At 39.1% G+C, this 17836-nt stretch carries 10 protein-coding genes and 1 pseudogene; 1 reads left to right on the forward strand and 10 read right to left on the reverse strand.

Going from position 1 to position 17836, the window contains the following annotated elements; translation table 11 throughout:
• Positions 1-288: 288 nt before the first annotated feature.
• Positions 289-371, forward strand: a pseudogene (locus ACFIMU_RS07220) (DUF4102 domain-containing protein); the annotation flags it as partial.
• A 444-nt stretch (positions 372-815) separates the two neighbouring features.
• On the opposite strand, the gene ACFIMU_RS07225 reads toward ACFIMU_RS07220, so the two are convergent.
• The 10 genes from ACFIMU_RS07225 to ACFIMU_RS07270 form a co-directional block, all read right to left on the reverse strand.
• Positions 816-1394, reverse strand: a complete 579-nt coding sequence (locus tag ACFIMU_RS07225; protein WP_375662369.1) for a NifU family protein — start codon at positions 1392-1394, stop codon at positions 816-818.
• Positions 1395-1453: 59 nt separating this feature from the next.
• Entirely contained in the window at positions 1454-1945 is a 492-nt protein-coding gene (locus ACFIMU_RS07230) for a universal stress protein (RefSeq protein ID WP_375607238.1), read from the reverse strand.
• Positions 1946-2007: 62 nt separating this feature from the next.
• Positions 2008-3078, reverse strand: a complete 1071-nt coding sequence (gene trpS, locus ACFIMU_RS07235) for a tryptophan--tRNA ligase (protein ID WP_375607239.1) — start codon at positions 3076-3078, stop codon at positions 2008-2010.
• A 60-nt stretch (positions 3079-3138) separates the two neighbouring features.
• Positions 3139-4710: a murein biosynthesis integral membrane protein MurJ gene (gene murJ, locus ACFIMU_RS07240; protein WP_375608076.1), complete on the reverse strand. Its 1572-nt coding sequence runs from the start codon at positions 4708-4710 to the stop codon at positions 3139-3141.
• Positions 4711-5488: 778 nt separating this feature from the next.
• Positions 5489-8719, reverse strand: a complete 3231-nt coding sequence (locus tag ACFIMU_RS07245) for a BID domain-containing T4SS effector (RefSeq protein ID WP_375696955.1) — start codon at positions 8717-8719, stop codon at positions 5489-5491.
• A 319-nt stretch (positions 8720-9038) separates the two neighbouring features.
• Positions 9039-11003: a BID domain-containing T4SS effector gene (locus ACFIMU_RS07250; RefSeq protein WP_375696956.1), complete on the reverse strand. Its 1965-nt coding sequence runs from the start codon at positions 11001-11003 to the stop codon at positions 9039-9041.
• Positions 11004-11297: 294 nt separating this feature from the next.
• Positions 11298-12578 carry a BID domain-containing T4SS effector gene (locus ACFIMU_RS07255; RefSeq protein WP_375607243.1) on the reverse strand — a complete coding sequence of 427 codons (1281 nt, stop codon included), beginning with the start codon at positions 12576-12578 and terminating at the stop codon, positions 11298-11300.
• Positions 12579-12932: 354 nt separating this feature from the next.
• Positions 12933-13778: a BID domain-containing T4SS effector gene (locus ACFIMU_RS07260; protein ID WP_375607244.1), complete on the reverse strand. Its 846-nt coding sequence runs from the start codon at positions 13776-13778 to the stop codon at positions 12933-12935.
• Between the two features lie 343 nt (positions 13779-14121).
• Entirely contained in the window at positions 14122-15291 is a 1170-nt protein-coding gene (locus tag ACFIMU_RS07265) for a BID domain-containing T4SS effector (RefSeq protein ID WP_375696957.1), read from the reverse strand.
• A gap of 308 nt (positions 15292-15599) precedes the next feature.
• The gene (locus ACFIMU_RS07270; RefSeq protein WP_375687692.1) at positions 15600-17198 is read right to left on the reverse strand and encodes a BID domain-containing T4SS effector; all 1599 of its coding nucleotides are present in this window, start codon (positions 17196-17198) and stop codon (positions 15600-15602) included.
• Between the last annotated feature and the right edge of the window lie 638 nt (positions 17199-17836).

Consider the following 17836-nt stretch of genomic DNA (forward strand, 5'->3'; position numbering starts at 1 on the left):
TGTGCTGTGTAAGCGGACGATTTTCATTGATGCAATAAAAACAGAATTGAAATAAGAAGAATGTCAGAATTTTCATTCAAGTTGCAAAATATGATCTTTGTCAATTTTATGCTACAACATATTGATTTATAATAATAAATTAGCGTTATTCATATTGAATTAGAATCCCGAATAACGTGGATTCTCTCATTTCAAATCTGTTCCATGTTGAATCAATTAAAATCACTTATTTGCACACCACAAGTGGGGCTGGCGTGTGGGTAAAAACTGTACAAGAAAGGATTAAAAATGGCTCTTATGAATCGTCTTAAGTGCCAAGGGCTGTCGCAACATTGGGGGCTGGCAGATATAATGATGGTGCCGGTTTGCTACAAGAAGTATTTTGCATGATTTTGTCGTTGGGAGAGCTGAGAAAGATGAAGCAAATGGGCACTCTATCTTGCAATGTTTTTTTTGGGGTTTTCTTTTTTTGTAACGAGGTCCTGTTTTCCTAGTTAAAATTGCATGACAAGATTATGAAACAAAATAAATTTAAAATGCACATCCCTATGCGTTCTATTTCTGTCTATGCGATTGGTTTATTGAAACAACTTATGCTCTTAAGGGGCAGAAAGCTTTTTAAGGCATATGTGGAGGTGAAAGGTGAGCGAAGGGATCATTTTATTTAGATTTTTTTACAGTACTGTATTTTTATGGCTGCATAGCTCACTTCTAAAATTTCAGGAATAAAATGATGTAAGATTTTTGCACTCCATGTTTGAGCGCTGTTGAAGAAGGGCAATCAATGTGGTTGTTTTACCTATTGAGGTCAATATTTATTGTGGCATGGCTTCAACGCCTAAAACTTCAGGGATAAAATGACGTAAAAGATTTTCAATACCATGTTTGAGGGTTGCCGTTGAAGAGGGACATCCAGCACAGGCGCCGCGCATATTGAGATAAACAATACCATTTTCAAATCCACGAAAAGTAATGTCTCCACCATCATTGGCAACTGCGGGGCGGATACGCGTTTCAAGGAGCTCTTTAATGGTTAAGACAATATCAGCATCTTTTTTGTCATAAAATTCTTCGTTAAGGGCATGGGTTTGTGCTTGTGTTGTGGCGTTGGTGGTGATCACTGGCTCATTGGATAGAAAATGTTCCATAATTGTGCCTAAAATGACGGGTTTAAGATGTTGCCATTCTCCTTCTTTTTTGCTCACGGTGATAAAATCATAGCCTAAAAAGACACCATTGATATTGGGAATATTAAACAGTTTAGCCGCTAAAGGTGAGTTTTTAGCTGCTTCTTCACGGTCACGAAATTCTAATACGCCCTCAGAAAGAACCACGCGTCCTGGCAGGAATTTAAGTGTTGCAGGGTTTGGGGTGGTTTCAGTTTGAATAAACATAGATTCTCCTTTTATAATGAAGGCTTGGGAAGATCTTACATTGTAGAAAATTATATTTTTTAGGCAATAGATCTAATATCTTCATCGGCAAGATTGCTAGGAATAACAATGACAGGGATTGAAAAAGCTGTCCCTTTATTCCCGATTAATTGAACAAGGGGTCCTGGTCCTTCTGTATGTCCACTGGCTGCTAAAACAATCAGTGCAATCCTTTTATCTTCGTCGATCAGTTTAGAAATCTCATCAATTTTTTTTCCTTCACGCACTACTATTTCTGTTTCAAGCGCATGGGTGGTGCGGACTTCACTGGCAATGTCTCCTAATATTTTATGAGCACTTTGCTTTGATTCTGTACGCATAAGGTTGTTTACACCCAGAAAATGTTGAAATTCTACACTATCAACGACACAAAGTAATACCAATGTTCTACTGGTATTTTGGGCATGCTGTGCGGCAAACGCAACGGCACGCCGACACTCTGGTGTTTCATCGATAATAACTAAGTTTTTTTTCTTTGGTTCTTTTTTCGGATTTTGGGGTTTGGAAATCATGCACTTTCTCTATTTTGTACAAACGATTTTTTTGCTCTCTACAGTTTTTAGTTTTATTATTTTTATGTATCGTGCAAAAATCCAACAATTTCACGAATTTTTTTCATATTCTCTTCTGCAAGCATACTAGCACGTTTAGCGCCATCATGCAAAACAGAGTCGATATAACCGCTTTCTTTATGAAGGCGACGTAATTCTTCTGTTATAGGGGCAAGCTTATGGACAACAAGGTCGGCTAGAGCTGTTTTAAAATGCGAAAACTGTTGACCAGAAAATTCTAAAAGAATCTTTTCTTTGCTAACTTTGGCAAAGGCGGCATAAATACCAAGCAGGTTATCTACTTCTGGTCGTTCTTTTAAAGCGGCAAGGGTATCGGGAAGAGGGGCCGAATCCGTTTTGGCTTTACGTATTTTTTTTGCGATAAGATCAGCATCATCGGTCAAATTAATGCGTGAAAAATCTGAAGGATCTGATTTTGACATTTTTTTCGTCCCATCGCGCAAAGACATAACGCGTGTGGCTGTTGTTCCAATCAGTGCTTCTGGAAGAGGAAAAAAGCCTTGTCTTTTTTCTTCATCCGTTTGCATAGAGACGCCAAAATTTAATTCGGCAATACGCTGTGCATAGTCGTTGTTAAACTTTTGTGCAATATCGCGTGTGAGTTCAACATGCTGTTTTTGATCTTCGCCTACTGGAACATGGGTTGCACGATAGACTAAAATATCAGCAGCCATCAAAGTGGGATAAGCAAAAAGCCCGATGGATGCTTTTTCGCGATCTTTTCCCGCTTTATCTTTAAATTGTGTCATGCGTTGAAGCCAGCCGATACGGGCAACACAATTAAAAATCCAGGCGAGTTCAGCATGTTGAAAAACACGTGATTGGTTAAAAATAATGTGTTTTTGAGGATCAATACCGGCGGCTAAAAAAGCTGCTGTCACTGTTCTGGTGGATTCGCGTAAAGTAAGGGGATCTGGGTTGACTGTGAGCGCATGCATATCCACAACACAATAGAGACAGTGATGAGAGTTTTGCAGTTCAACCCAACGCTGAATGGCTCCAAGATAATTGCCAAGATGTAAATGACCACTCGGTTGTACGCCGGAAAAGACAAGTGGTGTGAAGGTATCCATAGGAGTGCTCTTTCTTCAATTAAGGTTATTCATTTTATTGTTTTTGACAAAGTATAGATATTATGAGCGTTTTTTCAAATTTTTAAGCGTGTGAAAAAAGGAACGGGTGTTGAATAAAAAATAGGTACTAAAATAGATCAAAAATATGCCAATCATGATCCCAGCTAAGGTGATCGCGCGCAAGAAAAAGGATGCTTGTGAGGATAAAGGAAAAGACAAAAAACTAAATACATTCAATCCGTAATAGACGGCTAGTGCACTCAAAAGAGTTGCCATCATGAGACATAATATTCGCTTTATTAGTTGGAAGTCGTATTTCCAATAACCGCGTTTGATAAGGACACTCCACAGCAACAGGGTGTTGGCCCATCCAGAGGTAATTTCAGCAATAACAATGCCTCGTGCAGATAGAATAGGAAATAATGTTAAGGCGAGACCGATATTGATAAAAACGCAAATACCTGTAAAAATCATCGGTGTTTTGGTATCTTCATGGGCAAAAAAATTAGGAATAAAGACCTTAATAAGAACAAAAGCTGGAAGTCCTAGTCCATAAAGCTCCAGTAATTGTGCAACATGGTGTGTTGATTGACTGGTAAATTGTCCTCGTTCAAAGAGCAAACTGACAATGGGAGTGGAGAGCAGCAAAAAAGCGATGGATGCTGGAAGTGTTAACAACAATGTTAATTCAATAGAGCGGTTTTGTAAATGGTGGGTTTCTTTATGCTTTTTGCTCCGCAAAGCGCGTGTTAACTCTGGTAAAAGAACCGTTGCAACGGCAATGGCGATTACGCCTAAAGGCAATTGATAAAGACGATCCGCATACATTAAAGAAGAAACAGCACCTGATTGACTAGAAGCAATGTTGGTATTAATGAGCAAATTAATTTGCGTGATGCCACCCGTGATGGCTGCTGGAAATGCTAAAGTTAACAGCTTGCGAACATTAGGACTAAAATGGGGCTGGCGGAAGGAAATTTTCATTCCACTTTGACGTAAAGCAAGGGCAATTAAGGTGAGTTGAAGAAGCCCTGCTGCCAACACACCCCAAGAGAGATTTAAACCGATATGCCAAGCGTCAAGTTTATAGATCCAAGCATAGGCAAGCACACCAATCAGAACAATGTTTAAAAAGAGTGGAGCAATGGCGGCAATAAAATAGCGTCGTAGAGCATTAAGCATACCCCCCATCATGGCAGCAAGCGACATGCAGGTTAAATAGGGAAACATGATTGCAGTAAAGTGAATTGTAGCGTTAAATTTTGTTACATCTTCTGTAAAACCTGGAGCAATAATGGTTCGTACCAAAAAAGGCATACTGAGTTCCATCGCAATCGTTAACAGTAAGAGCAGTGAAAAGAGAACGCCAAAGACCTCTTCTGCAAATTTGCATGCCGTTTCGTGGCCTTCTTCAGTGATTTTTTTTGCAAAAAGAGGAATGAAAGCAGCGTTAAAGGCACCTTCAGCAAAAAAACGACGAAATGTGTTGGGAAAACGAAAAGCAGCGTTAAAGGCATCAGAAACAGGACCTGTCCCTAGGGCTGCTGCCATAAGCATTTCGCGTACGAAGCCAAAAATACGGCTCATGAGGGTTCCGGAAGCAACTGTCGCAATTTTTTTAATCAATGTCATAAAGATATATCAACTTTGTTGTAAAAGAGAAGCGATGACAGGAGAAATAAACTGTTTTAAATCGTAAAAATCTGATCTCTATCCTAATCAAGGAGACTTTTTGAAAGCGTTTTACGACGGTGTTTATCTTTCTGTCAACAATGGTGCTTGAAGACTTTTTTATGCTCCTTGTTTACTGTTGCATTAAAATTTTTATTGTTGCCATAAAATAATTAAAATTTCTTTTTCAAACTGAAATATGCGAGTGATATCATAACAGTTTGAAGGGATATATAATGATCATTTCCCTTTATGGTGTGATATCGTGAATAGTGTAAGCCAATACCGTTCTGTTTTATGTGAGGGGTGTGACCCTATTAAAAGAACTCCAATAAAATAAAAGCGTGGAGCAATGCGCCATTTCCATTATTTATTCATTATTAAGAAAACAGCGCTTTAGATCTTTTAAAAAGTCGTAAGGCTGAGCTAAAAGGTAATGGTAAAGTTGGTGATTGGTTTTCACTTTTACGGCTTTATGTTTTCCCCAAATTTGCCGGCCCTCCCATTTTAGAGATTACATAAACAAGAGGATAGGAAGACATGATCTTTCAACAGCATTTTTCCTGTTCAGGTTTCTTTTCACAGTTGATGAGGATAAAATCTGAGGAAATAAGATAAAAATTACTCTCTCATGGTTTCCATTCTCTTTGAGGTGCGATTGATTTGCCGATGAAGGCAAGGGGGATAAAGGCTATCATTTTTACCAGAGGGGGCGAAAAAGTTAAAGTTTATGAACCTTTTAGACATTCATTGCCATTGCTTTTGCGTGTGCCGTTTTGTGAGGTTGAATATTTTCTTGTCTTTTGGGATTCTGATTGACGTTTTCTGTCATTTTTTGCACTTTAATTGCCTCTTTATCAAGAGTGTTGGAACATTTTTTTTCATTGTTTTTCTTTATAGATTGATGCTGGTTTGGTGCGAAACGCTCATCGAATTTATGATTATAAAAATACATGGGTTGTATATGCTGTTCTATCTCTTTTATCTGCTTGACTATTTCCATAATCTCTTTTGCTTTGATGGTTGATGTGCCAAGACTCTTCGCAAGTCTTTCAGGATTATTTTCTTTTATAGCTTCATGCTCGCTTGAGGATAAGCGCTCATTGATTTTTTTGATATAAGTCCTTATCTCCCCCCTTAATTCGGGAGAGTTTGATAACGTTTCTTGCTGTTGTGTTTTTGACACGGAAAAGAGATTTGTTATCCAAGCTTTAGGTATTTCTACCGACTGTTCACACCGCCTTTGTTTTACATGATGGGTATGGAGAATGTCTCTTTCTGTTTGTTTAGAAATATTGATATAACGATCAATGGCTTTACAGAGGGGCAAAATATTTGCTTCAGCATGGGCGCGCGCGTTGTTTTTTATGCCAAATACATTGCTACCAGAAAGCTTAGAAATAGATTGGGGGGAGGTGGAAATTTGATAGGAGAGTTGTTCTCCTTCAATATGATTTTCATGGATCATCTCAATTCTTTCCCGCAAAATATGACGATTGCCATAAATGATTTGGCACAAAGTTTCTATTTCTTTTCTTTTTGCTTGAATGGAAACGTTGTTTTTTATCCTTGTGGCAATTTCATTGTTGGTAAGGGGGGCTATTGTTTGTGCGGGGATAAGCACTTCTTGCTGGTTTTGAATTTTTGGTGCTGTAAAGGAGAGAGCGTCACCGATTTTTAATGTCTGTATTTGCTCTGGGGTGAGATCTTTTTTATTTCCCAAGATGAAAATTCCGTTAGCATCAAGCATAAAGCCATTGGGTCCACTGCCTCTGTAAAAGCCTTTATAGGTATGACCTTCTTTTGCTGTTATAATAAGATGATGATGAATACTCTCAAGCCCGATATGTTTCATACTGTCCATGAATTCTTTTAAAATAAGTATTTTTTCTGGATTTGAGATATCTTCAAGCAGATGTTTCATTTCTTCTTTATCGTTATGTTTTAGCGATGCAATGCTGGCAAGATTCATACGTTTTTCTGTTACAAGAGAAAAGTCGAGTGTGTGGCCAGCAACTTGCCCAAGTTTTTCAAAAAACATTCGTTGCGTGCGTCCATTACCTTCTCTGAAAGGATGGGTATAGTTGAGCTGTATCAACATTTCAGTGACATATTCAACAAATGTTTCGCGGGTTAAGCCTTTTAAACTATTCGTTTCAGCAAGTATTTTATCTAAATTTTCTAGTCCCTCCTGTATCTGTTTTGCTGAGGCAAAAGAAATACCAGCTTTTTTCATCATTGGCATATAAGCAACGGTACCATCTTCAAATGTAAATGGTTTTTCGCGTGTTTGTCCGGCCCATTCAAAAGTATTTTTAAATAGGGTGTGATGAATATATTGGAGATATGTGGAGGTTAGTTTTTGTGGTGGCGCTTCTTGGCGCAGATGAATGATTGCTTTTGTTGTATCATGGGCACATTGCACTTTTAATTTTCCGTAGTCTTTTATTCCATATTTATTCTTTAAGGTGATACTATTGGGGTAAAAGAAATTACGGTGTATTGTCTTATTTTCTTCGGTTTCAGGTGGTGATGATAATTTCTCCTGTAAGGTGAGAGGGATGGTGTCCGTTTTTCTTGTACCAGTATCCCAGTATGCCATTGCTTTTTTGATAGGCTGTTTTTCTATTTCTGGATGATCAGAGCGTGTTTCCTTTGTCATTTTGACAGATATTGGATCATTTGTCGCTGTATTATTGCTCTGTAAAATATTTTTTTGAAAATCTTTTTGCATTTGCCTCATAGCGGAAGCCGATTGAACAATTGGTTGTGTCATTTGTTCTTTTTCTTGTGCTTGCAAACTTTTGGGCATAACTTCAACGCTGTCATGTAAAACATGAGAGGCAATCCATGGTGAAAAATAGGATTTTCCCTTTTTCTTTGTTTGAATGGATGTTTTGTCTTTGCTCTTTTCAGTTATTTCATCGTTTTTAAGAGTGGCTCTTTTTTCTTCTTTTTCTTCTGGAAGCAATGTTTTTTTCTGGGTTTTTTCTGGTTTTTGAACTTTTTGTGCTGTAAAGGAGAGGGCGTCACCGATTTTTAATGTCTGTATTTGCTCTGGGGTGAGATCTTTTTTATTTCCCAAGATGAAAATGCCGTTGGCATCAAGCATGAAGCCATTGGGTCCACTGCCTCTATAGGTACCATGATAGGTTTCTCCTTCTTTTGCAACGACAGCGAGATGATAATTTTTTTCATCTAATCCAAGCTCTCTCATAGAGTTGGTGAATTCTCGTAAGAGGAGCAATTTTTCTGGATTTGAGATATCCTCAAGAAGATGCTTCATAGGCTCTGGGTCGCCATGTTCCATGGCAGCGACGCGGACAAAGTTTTTACGTTTTTTGCTCACAAGAGAAAAGTCTAGCTCATGTCCTGCTGCTTGAGAGAGTTTTTCAACAAACAGTCTCTTTGTGCGCCTATTGCCCTCTCTGAAAGGATGCAAGTGGTGCAAATCTATCATTATACTAGCTGCTTGTTCAACGAATTCTTCGCGAGTTAAGTCTTGTAAATTATTCTTTTCAGCAAGCGTTTTATCTAACTTTTCTAGTCCCTCCTGTATTTTTCTGCCAATCGCAAAAGGTTTTGTAAATTCTTTTCTTTTCAAAATGGGCATAGAAGCAACAGTGCCATCTTCAAATGTAAAAGGCTCTTCGCGCGTTTGTCCGGCCCATTCAAATGTGCGGGAAAAGAGGCGTTGATGAAGGTATTTTAGATAAGAGGCATTAAACTGCTCTGGTAGAGGTTCTTGGTGCAGTTTTATCATTTCTTCTTTTACATCATTAGAACAGCGTTCTTTTAATATTTCGTTATCTTTGATGCGGTATTTATTTTTAAGCACTTTGCTATTGGGGTAGAAAAATTTTTGCGCTTCTTCATTGATTTGCTTTGAAATGGCTGCATTAATTGCAGAGTGTTGTTCTTGCAATTCTTCCGGTGTAGAGGAGGCACAATGTTCTGTGTTTTCTTTCATGCATATTTCCTTTCAAATGGTAACATTATTTTTTTAAAATCTTCTTTTTTACATTTTTTGCCTTTTATTATTTTCATAGCGTTTTCTTCAAAGAAGAGTGCCTATTTGAATGATTGAAAAAATTGACCTTATTCGCATGGAACAAAGTTACAGTTTGTAATTTTTATGAAGTATTATCGTGAAATTTTATCAATGAATTCTGTAAAATAATGGGGTGCCTTATTCAAAGTTTTCTGTATTTCATACACCGTTTTTGGTGCAATCTTGGCAAGATAATTGCACCAAAGTTTTGTATGAAAAGTCAACGATGATTATACTGTCACGACAAAGCCATTGCTTTTGATGTTTCGGCTCTGCGCGGTCGAACATGCGGTTGATTTTCTTGTCTAGAAGTTTCTGCAATTTCTTGATGCCGCTTTGCTGTTGAGCGCTCAGGTAGCTTTGAGGGCTGCGATAAGTTTTGCTGCTGTTGCAATTTTTTATCGAGATCGTTAAGCGGTTGATGACGTTTTTGTTGTTCTGCCTGATGGTTTTGCACAATGGTTTCTCTTAACTGTTTTACAGTTTCAGCATAATCCTTAATGGCGGTACAAAGGGTAGGAAGATTTTCTTCAGCAGCTTTTCGTGCTCCGTTTTTTAAGCCAAGGACTTGCTTACCAGCAAGAGGAGCAAAAGATGTACAATCCTTTTCAATTTGAAATACAATTTCTTCTCCTATCTCTGGAATTTTGTGCATATCTTCTATTCTATATTGCAAAATAAATGGATCCTTATAAACAATTTGGCACCAATATTGGATCTCTCTTTGACCATATTGAACCGATGGATCTTGTTGAACTCTGCGAGCAATTTCCTGATTTGAGAGAGGTTTTATTTTCTTTTCTGAATTGAGCGGATTTTGTAAATGTTGATTTGTTAGCTCTTCCTCCTGTGTTTGTCGCTGATGTTGTTGTTCCGTGTGAGGACCTTGAGAAATACTTTCACTTTTTGTATATTTTGAAGTATACACATAACCGTTAATAGCAGCACATAGGGTAGGAAGAGTTTCTTCAGCTTGTTTGCGCGCATGATTTTTTATGCCAAGAACTTTTCTACCAGCAAGCTTAGAAATAGACTTAGGCCGTTCTGTAACATCCCATAAGAGCTGTTCTCCCATATCGGGGTTTTCTTTGATTGCTTCTATTCTTTCACTTAAAATAAGCCGTTCGCCATAAACCTTTTCGCACAAAAATCGTATTTCTTCTTGATATGCTACGAGCAATAGCTCTCTTTCCATTGTATTAATAGATGGTTTTTGTTCGTGAGACGGTTTTGGTTGTTCAATTGCCGTGTGTGGAGAGGAAGTTTTTGGGACGACAGTATCGCTTTGTTTTCTGTTTTCCATACGGTGCGGTTTTCTTGAAGGCGGGACGGCATATGTTCCACTGTCTTGTGATGATGAACTGCTTTGCTGCCTGACTTTCATATGTGATGATGTTTTGGGTCTAACACTTGGTTCGTGTGTTTCAGGATTTTGAATTTTTGTGCTGTTTTGTACTCTTTCTCTCATGCGTGGGGGAAGGGGCGGAGCCACTTTTGTCTGTAGAGAAGGGGATTCTTGAGCAGTTGGTTTATTTTGTTCTCTATCTTTTGCACGCGGTGGTCTTTGTGGAGCCATTTTTATGCGCGTGGAGGGGCTTTCTTGGGTTTCATGCTTTTGGATTTTTGCGTCGGCTTGTGTTTTTTCTCTCATACGTGGGGGCGGGGGCGGAGCCATTTTTTTTTGCGGGGAAGGGGACTCTTGAACTGTTGGTCTATGTTGTTGCCTCTCTTTTGCACGTGGAGGTCTTTGTGGAGCTGTTTTTGTGTGCGGAGAGGAGTGTTCTTGGATTTTTGAGTTGGAGATTTTTGTGCCGGTTTGTGTTTTTTCTCTCATGCGTGGAGGAGGGGGTGGAGCCACTTTTGTCTGTAGGAAGGGGGACTCTTGAACTGTCGGTTTATGTTGTTGTCTCTCTTTTTCACGCTGAGGTTTTGGCGGAGCTGCTTTTTTTTGTAGGGGAGGTGTCTCTTGGTTTTTGGCGTTAGGAGGCATTGTGCTGGTTTGCACTGGGCTTTTCATACGTGGGGGAGGTGGTGGAGCAACTTTTGGGTGGTAGGATAAATTTTCTGGGCGTTTTTGTACAGTTGGTTTTGGCAAACTTTGAGAAACTTGGGGAGGGGGGGGGCTGGTGGGGGATTGTTCAGCCTGTTGTTGAAATTTTTCCATCATTTCGGTGATAAAAGGGGAGGGATTTCTTTTTTTCATGCATGTTCCTTTCAAACTCTTTCAATATTGTTTTTAAATACTATTTAAAAATATACGTTGGTTTTTATTCTGTTTTATGCTTTTTCACTTACTCTAATATGAAAGAGAATATGAAACTGAGAAGCTTCACAAGATTTGACTCTCATGGTTCAGATCATAATCACTCTCTAAATATTGTTTGATCAATAGCTGAGATTAAGTAGCGGAGGAATGAATTTCCCCATTTCTTGGCGCAAATCACCTCTGCTATGGTTGCGCCAAGACGTTGGATTCAACGTGAAAACTTATGTCTGTTTAACTGGCAAAAGCCATCGCTTTTGGGGCGGCAGTTTTGCGAGGACGAATATCTGTTTCTCTTTGTTGAGTAGAGGTTGTTGCTCCTTCATGCGTTACTGTTGAAAGCTCAACGCGTTGAGCAGACTGTGAGACGCTTTGTTGTTGATGCAAGATTTGCGCTCTCTCAGAAGATGCTTCATTGTGTCCTTGTTTTGTCTGCTGAGTTTTTGAAAGGCTCTCTCTTACTTGTGTTACAGCTGTTGCATAATTGTCAGCGGCGTCAATGAGGTGAGAAAGACCCGCTTCAGCATGTCTGCGTGCTTGATTTTTAAAGCCACAAAAGTTATGACCAGCGTACTTGTGAAAAGATTGAGGATTTCCGACAAGTTGCTGTGCGAGTGCTTCTATTGTTTCAGGGTTTTGGAAAAGCTCTTCTGTTTGTGATTGCAAAATGTTTTCGTTCCCAAAAACAACTTTACACCAATATTGGATTTGGGCGCGGTGTCTTTTGACTTTTGAATGTTGTTGAATTTGGGTAGAAATTTCTGTCTCTGAAAGAGTTTCTTTTTCACGTTGATCTGGTTTTTGCAGAAGTTTAGCGACGGCTTCCTTCCCCATTAAGCGTTCATAGTTTTTGAGTTCTTGCTCTGGAGATTGTAAGAGGCTCTCTCTTGCCTGTTTTACGGCTTCTGTATAACAATCAACGGTGATACTGAGAGCGGAAAAACTTTCTTCCGCGCGTCTACGCGTTCGATTTTTAAAGCCCAACATGTTGGTGCCGGAAAGTTTAGCGATACTTTCAGGATGAGCTGCCATGCGCCATGAGATCTCTTCTCCTGCAGCAGGATTTTTTTGAATTTCCTGCATTTTTTCTTGCAAAATGTTTGGGTTACCATAGGCTTTTGCGGATAAATGTTGGATTTCCTCTTGATAGGTTCGAACCAATGAATGGTGTGGAAGCAATAGAATGATTTCTTCCTCTGAGAGAACTCTTGTTGTCCTTTGGGTAACTTGTGAAGTAACTGTTGAGTGTGTCGTTTCAGGTTTTTGCTGCCTTTTGGTAGAGCTGCCTCTTGTTAACGAAGCTGTTCGATTTGTTGATGCATGTACAGTTTCTTCGCTTAAAAGAGATTGTCTTTCCTCATCTTCTTCCGGTATGGATGATAGTCTTTTGCTTTTTGAAGGTGTTTCTTTAGGAAGGGGGGCTGCGCCTGAGACCTCTGCCGCCGCTTGTTCATAGAGCTTTATAAGTTCTTGTATTGAAGAGGATGGAAAAGGATGAGGGTGTTTTTTTTTCATGCATGTTTCCTTTCAAAAATTGTTTTAGAAAACCTCTTTGGAGCACTCTTGCCTTTTATGCTTGGATTGCTTTGAGATAAAGGAAGATATCGAACTGAATGAGCTCCAAAGATCTGCGCTATTTTTAATCAGCTTAATGGACATTTGTGTCTTTTCTACAGTTTTTTTGTGAAATATTATCAATAAGTTATCAATAGTTATCGTGAATTACAGGCGCCATTTTTAGGACTATTTTTTGTAACATTCTAAAACAATTCTTGGCGCAATCGCAATGAAACGATTTGCGCCAAGAAACTCACTGAAAAAAAGATTACATGAAAAACAAAAACTATCTGTTTTTATGTTTATGCCCCCTTACATGGCAAAAGCCATTCCTTTTTCTCCATGTCTTTGTCGTTGAGGGCTGTGCTCTGGACTATTGTGTTCTTGTTCTCTTGTGTGATGATGACGATGATGATGGTGTCTCTCAACTTGCTGAGAATTTTCTTGATGGCGTCTTTGTTCCGCTAGAGGGGTTTGCAATAGCTGTTCTTTTGCGTTTTCTACAGCTTTCGTATAACCATCAACGGCATCAACGAGCAATCTAAAACCATCTTCAGCTGCTCTTCGTGCTTGGCTTTTTATGCCAAGTGTTTGGTGGCCCGCAAGCTTATGTATAGACTCAGGATTTTCAGCAAGTTGATTTGAAAGGTCTTTTCCTTTACGGGGATCTGTAAGTATGTCTTGCAAGTGTTTCTGAAAAATATTGTCCTTTCCATAGACAGTTGCACCCCAATGTATGACCTCTTCTCCATATGCTTTAACATGTGGATCTTTTAAAAGTATGACAGTTATTTGCTCCGTTGTGAGGGAAGATGGAGATCTTCCTCTTTGTTGTGGAGAAACTGTTGTATAGTCGGTTTCAGGACTTCCTCTTCCCCGATCAGGATGTCTCCCTCTTGAAAGAGGAGAAACGCTGCTCACTGATGTGTATAGAACTTCCTTTTCACGTTTTGGGGGAGCAACCGTTGCATAGTCGGTTTCAGGACTTTCTCTTCCCCGATCAGGATGTCTCCCTTTGGAAGGAGAAATACTGCTAACGGATGCGTATAAAACGTCTTCTTCTGGGGTTGGTCCGCGCTGGTTTCCTCTGTTTGGTTTATTAACTGTTGCATAGAGGGCTTCTGGATTTGCAGAAGGATGTGGATGATGTTTTTTCATACATATTTCCTTTCAATATTTTTAGAAAACCTCTTTGGTGCATTCCCCACTTTTAGTTTTGATAACTTTGATATAAGGAAGATATCCAACCGAATGACCTCCAAAGATTCTGCGCTATTCAATATTGATATGTAATGAACATTTATGTCTTTTATACAGTTTTTTTATGAAATTTTATCAATAAGTTATGATAAATTATAGGATTCTTTTTTAGAACTATTTTTTGTAATATTTTAAAACAACTCTTGGTGCAATCATGATAAAATGATTTGCACCAAGAAACTCACTGAAAAAAAGATTACATGAAAAACAAAAACTATCTGTTTTTATGTTTATGCTCCCCTTACATGGCAAAAGCCATTCCTTTTTCTCCATGTCTTTGTTGTTGTGGGCTGGGCTCTGGACTATTGTATTCTCGTCCTCTTGCGTGATGATGATGGTGGTGATGTCTGTGTTCTGGGTCTCTTTCTGGACTTTCGTGTCTTTGACTTCTTTCTCTTTCCTGCTCCCGTGTAAACTGTTTATGGAGCTTTTGTGTATTATGTATATGTCTCTCAAGAGCTGAGCAAAGGTGGGTAAACTCATCTTCAGCTTCTCTGCGGTTTGGAGATTTCACACCAAGTATTTTGTGACCTGCAAGCTTACCAGCGCTTTCAGGATTTTCTGCAAGCTCCCATAAGACTTTTTCTGCACCCTTAGGATCATCAAGGATCTTCGCAAGTGGTCCATTCAAAGCATGTTCGTTTTTATAAACAACTCTGCATCGCTCTTGGATTTCTCTTACACCATATTGAAAGTCTACGTTTTTTAAAAGCTTTGTTGTAACCACATCTTTTGGGGTTCTGGGAGGGGAGATTCTGCCTCCGCCAACGCCTTGATAGATGGGATTTTCTAGTTGTTCAGACTCTTGCCCACCTTCAGCCCCCATGCCAACCGTTGCATAGACAGATTCGAGTGGTCTTTGGGGAGAGCGACCACCTTCTGTACCAAATTCAAGCTCTGAATAGAGATGATGTTTTGGTTCTTGGGGATGTCGTCCACCCTGTGCACCTTCACCAACTGTGTCGTAAGGTGTTTGCCAATCTTGCGCTGCCAAATCTGTTATTGAATAGGGGTTTACGAGTCTGTCGGTGCGTCGCCCATCACTTGGTCTTCCACCAAGTCTGTCATAGGGATTTTCTAGTGGCTTTTGGGGAGCATAGACCGTTTTTGGTGGTTGTTGAAGTGTATATTGAGGTGAGGTGCGCTGTTCTTTGGGTGGCTTATTAACCCTTGCGTAGAGGTCTTCTACATTAGAAGCTCCTAGGTTTTGTTGGTCAAGTGGCTTTTGGGGAGCATAGACCGTTTTTGGTGGTTGTTGAAGTGTATATTGAGGTGAGGTGCGCTGTTCTTTGGGTGGTTTATTAACCTTTGCGTAGAGGTCTTCTACATTAGAAGCACCTAGATTTTGTTGGTCAACTTGTCGTCTTAGTTCCTCTACATTGGTAGAAGGGCTTGGGTGATTTTTTTTCATGGCTGTTTCCTTTCAATATTTTTAGAAAACCTCTTTGGCGCATTTCCCACTTTTTGATATTTTTTAAGACAAAAGAAGAATATCAAACTGAATGGTCTCCAAAGACTTCGCGCTATTCATATTGATATGTAATGGACATTTATGTCTTTTATACAGTTTTTTTATGAAATATTATCAATAAGTTATAGTAAATTATAGGATTCATTTTTAGGACTATCTTTTGTAACATTTTAAAACAATAGGTGGGCGCAATGGAGATAAAATGATTGGCGCTAAGAGTTAGTTGGAAGGCAAAAGTTCACGCGTTTTTAGCCGGTAAGAGCAAGCGATGAAGAGCGACTAACTTTCAAGCTGCGGGCTTGACATTGTGCTTCTTGGGTGTTCTTTACAGTATTCGCAATTTCTTTTGCTTTGCTTTCCGATGTCCCAAGGAGGCACGCTAGTCTGGTATGGTCTTTTTCTTGTATGGCTTTACGATCTTCTGAGGATAGACGATTGTGTAGTTGTCGTGAAAAGGTATGGAGTTCTTGTCGCAGTGAACGAGAATGCAATAAAGCTTCCCTTTGTTGTTCTTCTGATAAGGAAAAAAGGTTTTGTAAATTTTTTCCAGGTTTTTCGACAGCGTGACTCAATCGATTTTGTTCTCTTTGGTGTTGCTCTAAAATTTCTTCTTTTGTTTGTTGTGTTATTGTGGCATAATTTTTAAAGGCTTGGCTGAGTTGTGGAACAGTCTGTTCGGCTTGTCTGCGATTTGAACTTTTCATGCCAAGTATTTTACTTCCTGCAAATTTAGAAATTGATTGAGGGTTTTCTAAAATTTCATCGGCAAATTGATTTCCCAAGTTTGGAGCTGCCGTTACGATACCTAATGTTGTCTTTAAGGCGTGGGTTTTACCATAAACAGTCTTTGATAAATTTTCGATTTCTTTTCGGCATGCTTCAACATAAGCGTCATTTGAAATCCTTTCAAATAACTCTTCATGGGTAAAAGGGGCTAATGTTTCTTTTGGGATCAGTATTTCTTTTAAGCTTTGAACGTTGGTTTTTTGAAAACAGAGGTGAGCACCGTTTTGTAATGTTTTGACTTGTTCTGGGGGAAGATCATCTTTGTGTCCGACGACGAAAGCTCCCTCTACTTCCATGACAAAACCTTCTGCTGAAAAACCTCTAAAGATGCCTTCATAGGTTACATCTTCTTTTGCAGCAACAACAACACGATTGTTAATTTCATCCAATCCAGCGTTTCTCATTTGGGAGATGAATTCTTTTAAAACAAGGGATTTTTGCGGATGCGTGATATCTTCAAAAAGATCTTTCATCGGTTGAGGATTGCCATATTGCATGGCTTCAATACAAGCTGCTGTCATGCGTCCTTTTGTGATGAAAGAAAAGTCAATGGTATGCCCTGCTGCTTGTCCAAGTTTTTCCATAAACATTCGATTGACGCGCCCATTCCCTTTTCTAAAAGGATGCGCGTGTTCAAGCGCCATAAAAACTTCAGCGGCACTTTCAGCAAATTCTTGGCGCGATAAACCTTTTAAATTGTTCTTCTCATTAAGTGTTTTTTCGAGTTGTATGAGTTCTTTTTTTATCTGTGGACCGATAGCAAAAGGAGCTTCATAACCTTTGGGACGCATTGCCGGCATATGGGCAGAAGTGCCGTCTTCAAATGTAAAGGATGTATCGCGGGTGTGGCCCGCCCATTCAAAAGTTTCGTAGAAGAGGCTCCAGTGGATTAGTTTTAGATAGGAAGCATCAAATTTTTGTGGGGGTGGTTCATGGCGAAAATTTACGGCTGCTTTAGTGACGTCATGGGTACTGCGTTGATAGAGTTTTTTAGGGTCTTTGATGCCATATTTATTTTTGAGTGTTTTGGTTCCTTTATATAGATAATTTTGCTCTAACATGTAATCTCTCCTAAGTAGGTAGGGTGGTGGTTGATGAGCGTCTTAAACGCTGCCATGTGAAAAATTCCCCTTCGCGTATTCTTTTGAGATTTTGGTTGTTATGAGAGGGAGCATTTTTCCCTCAAGTGTATGGGTTGTATCAATCGTTTTGTGATGCTTTTGAAAAGCTTTTCTGATGTTTCCTGTGTTTATTATCTTGTGCTGTAAAATACTTGGTATTTAGGGTGCTGATATGAAGCTCATGAGTGGCCAGAAAATGGATTTTCTATAAATTGACTTTGGGCAAAATCTTCGTTCTTTGAGGTGTAAGAAAGAGGTCAAAAAGAAAAATGTAGCTTAAAACTGTTTTTTCCTTTAACAAAGTTATTTGCAAGAGCGCTTTGATGAGGGGCGTGGATATAGCGGGTGTAATCGCTCTTGGTTAGCGGATGGTGCTGGTACTTTTCATACACAGCTCTCAGATTGGTGAATCTATGGGCAAAAGCAGTCATCAAAAATTTTTCTCCATTATGTTTTTCTTATTGCTCCATATGAATATTTTGCCATACGGATATCTTTTTTGTGTATTTTGCAACAAAATGTTTTTTATTTTATATTGTTGCTCTTATTATATTGCGCTGCTCTAAGATCCATGAGAG

Source organism: Bartonella sp. AC70YNML, from assembly GCF_042196545.1.
Classification (GTDB): Bacteria; Pseudomonadota; Alphaproteobacteria; order Rhizobiales; family Rhizobiaceae; genus Bartonella.